This window comes from Pelomonas sp. KK5 (genome assembly GCF_001984095.1).
Taxonomy (GTDB): Bacteria; Pseudomonadota; Gammaproteobacteria; order Burkholderiales; family Burkholderiaceae_C; genus KK5.
Window position 1 is genome coordinate 1 of record NZ_LYVQ01000375.1, and the last position, 3,664, is coordinate 3,664.

Genomic DNA, 3,664 nt, shown 5'->3' on the forward strand with positions numbered 1-3,664 from the left:
GTCTGCGCGCGGGCCTCAGCGTCGAGGATGGCGGCATCGGCGTCGGCTATGCGGCGTCCACGCCGATGGACCCGAATGCGGTGCCCGACGCCGCCACCGGCGCGCGGCCCACTGCCTCGCAGCTGCAGGTCGGCACGCCGACCTTCAACTCCAAGGACGGCCAGGGCAACAGCAGCGACGACCAGAGCTTCACCAAGAAGCGCGTCGCCACGCCCAGCACCCGCAGTGGCTTCCAGGGCCTGGCGGTCACGGCCACCAACCGCGACGACATCAACACCTTCGCCGTCGCGCTCGGCGCGGGTACGGCCGGCATCGGCGTCGGCTCGGCCACCAACGTCATCACGACCACCACCACCGCCAACATCGGCGCCGGCGCGAACGTCAACGCCGACACCTCGGCCGCCGGGGCCGGGCAGAGCGTGCTGGTCGGCGCGGGCAGCGACTTCTCGCATGTGGCGGTGGCCGGTGCCCTGGGCTTCGGCACCGTCGGCGTGGCGCCTGGCGTGGACGTGACCGTGTTGGGCCACACCACCAATGCCAGCATCGACGGCGGCGCCAGCGTCAAGGCGAAGGACGACGTGGTGGTGCAGGCCGCGGGCCAGGACCACCTGCTGCTGATTGCGGCCGGCATCGCGGCCGGCACCGTCGGCGTCGGCGGCGCGGTCAACGTGCTGGTGCTGGACAACGACACCAACGCGAGCATCGGCGCGCTGGCCACGGTCTCGGCCGGCGGCGACGTCGGCGTGCTGGCCAAGGACACGACCGACACCACGCTGATCGCCGGCGCCATCGGCGGCGGCACGGTGGGCGTGGGCGCCTCGGTCGGTGTGATGAGCATCACCAAGAACACCAATGCCGGCATCCTGACCGGCGCGACGGTCGATGCGAAAGGCGCGGGCACCGGCCTGCTGGCGATGCTGGACGGCAGCGTCGGCAGCGGCGGCTTCGGCACCATCGAGCGCCACGGCGTGATCGTGCAGGGCCAGAGCAGCGAGGACTTCTTCCACCTCGACGTGGCGGCCGGCGTCGGCTATGTGGGCGTGGGCGGCGGCGTGGGCGTGTCGCTGCTGGACTCGAACACCACGGCCATCATCGGCGCCAACACCAAGATCAACAAGAACAACACGGGCGCCGATGCGCGCCAGGGCGTCTACGTGACCGCGGCCAACAGCGCCAGCGGCACGCACTTCACCGGCGCGGTGGCGGGCGGCTTCGTCGGCGTCGGCGGCGCGGTGCAGGTGGGCAGCCTGAAGAACGACACGGCGGCGCGCATCCTCGGCAATGCCGACGTGAACGCCAAGGGCGACGTGCTGGTCAACGGCATCTCGCGGATCGACCTCGACTCGCTGACGATCTCCGGCGCCGGCGGCTTTGTCGGCGCGGCCGGCGCGGTGACGGTGTGGTCCGTCGGCACGCCGCTGGAGCGCAGCTACAAGAACGACCAGGGCACGCAGGCCGACGGCCTGACCAAGACCGACGGCGACGGCAACCAGAAATCCGGCGACAGCGACGCCGCCAGCCAGGCCTCGCTGGCCAAGGGCCAGGTGGGCTCGGTGCTGGGCGGCTTCAGCGGCGGCTCGGCGGGCAGCGGCCAGCAGCGCGTGCACGACCAGTCCGGCGCGGCCGGCACGCTGGTCGGCAGCGCGGGCCCCAGCCAGAGCGAGTGGATGGCCGCGATCAATGCGGCCAACCCGGCCCAGGGCACCGAGGCGACGGTGGCCGGCGGCACCAGCATCACCGCCGGCGGCGCGATCACGATCAACGCCCAGCAGTGGGCGGACGTGGACTTCCTGGTCGGCGCGATCGGCGGCGGCGCGGGCGGCGTGGGCGCCGGCATCGGCGTGTTCTCCACTGCCTTCAACACCAATGCGAATGCCGGCGGCACCTACAGCGCCGGCGGCAAGCTGACGGTCAAGTCCCAGCTCGACAACACGGTGGACGCCACCGCCTTCGCGGGCGGCGCCGGCTTCGTGGGCCTGGGGGCGGCGGTCTCGGTGCTGTCGGACCACAGCTACAACCAGAGCGCGCTGGCCGACGGGGCGCGGGTCAAGGCGGCCGCCGAGGTCGATGTGACCGCCCTGGCCAACCGCACCATCCATCTCAACACCGCGGCCGGCACGGCCGGCGCGGTGGCCGTGGGCGCGTCCTTCACGCGCCTGTCCGCCGACGGCCAGGTCAGCGCCGATGTCGGCGCCGGCGTCAACATCGGACAGGACTCCGGCCTCACGGTCGGTGCCCTGCATGTGGACGCCGAGGCCAACTACGACACCTACACCCACACGCTGGGCTTCTCGATCGGGGCGGTAGGCATCAGCGCCAACTTCGCCTTCGACGAGGTGAGCCCGCTGCTGCGCGCGAGCGTGGGCACGCAGTCGCTGATCGCGGTCACCGGCGATGCCACCGTCGATGCGCTGTCCACCGGCAAGGCCGATGCCAATGTGACGACCGTCACCGGCGGCGCCGGCGCCACCGGCGTGAGCCTGACCAAGGCCACTTTCTCGCCGACGGTGCAGGCGCTGTTCGGCGCCACCGCGCTGCTCAACGCCGGCGGTCTGATCCGCGTGCAGGCCAGAAATAACCACAACGGTACTTCGGCCCTGGCCAATATGGGCGCCTGGGCGACTTCCACCGCGCCCAGCGCCGGTGGCTTCGCCGGCACCGGCGCGGCGCCGACGGCCGAGGCCGATGCCGTGGTCAAGGCCAGCGTCGGCAGCGGCTCGCTGCTGTCCTCGGGCGGTCGGCTCGACGTGCTGGCCTACAACAACAACGAGGCGCAGGCCAAGGCGCTGGCGCTGTCGGTCGGCGGCGCCACGCTGGGCGTCAGCATCGGCGTCGCGCATGCGGACGGCAGCACGACGGCCGAGCTGCTCGGCGGCGTCTCCGGTTCCACCAACCTCACCGTGCGCTCGCAGGCGCGCAACCTGGCCAATGCGGCGGCCGATGCCTCCGGCGGCGGCCTGGGCGGCGTCAACGGCGCGAGCAGCACCGCCACCGCCAACGGCGCGGTGCAGACGACCATCGGCGTGGCCGCGCAGGACGCGGCGATCAAGGCCAGCGGCAGCATCGTCATCGAGTCGGTGGCCAGCAACGACGCCACGGCCAATACCTTCGGCCTCACGATCGGCGGCCTGGCCGTCGGCGTGATGAACGCCAGCGCCACCGCATCGCCGGACGTGCGCTCCACCGTCACCGGCAACACCTCGCTGCAGTCGGGCAGCGGCGTGCGCGTCGGCGCGTATCACAACCAGGGCGGCGAGGACGTGCGCGCCAGCGCCGATGCGGCCGGCGGCGGCATCGGCCTGTCGGTGATGGGCGCCATCGCCAGCGCCACGAGCCAGGGCAGCGCGCAGGCGCTGGTCGGCAACAACACCTCGATCGCCGGCGGCTCGGGCGCGGTGGTCGTCGAGGGCCTGTCGGACAACATCGCCAATGCCCACGGCTACGCGCTGGCGGTGGGCCTCAGCGTGGCCGGCGTGGGCGGCGTCTCGGCCAGCGCCACCACCGGCGGCACGATCGGCGCGGTCAGCGGCGCGGACGTCACCGGCGCCAGCTATTCGGTGCTGGCGCATGCGGACCAGGACGCCACCGGCGACGCCTCCGGCACCGGCGGCGGCCTCACGGCGGGCATCACCGGCGCCAGCGGCAGCAGCAGCGTCACGCCGAC

The 3,664-nt window shown here is 72.9% G+C and carries 1 protein-coding gene; it reads left to right on the top strand.

What is annotated here, in order from left to right:
* Positions 1–3,664: hypothetical protein (locus B0W88_RS30530; protein ID WP_198937984.1), on the top strand; the 3,664-nt coding region annotated here is incomplete at both ends.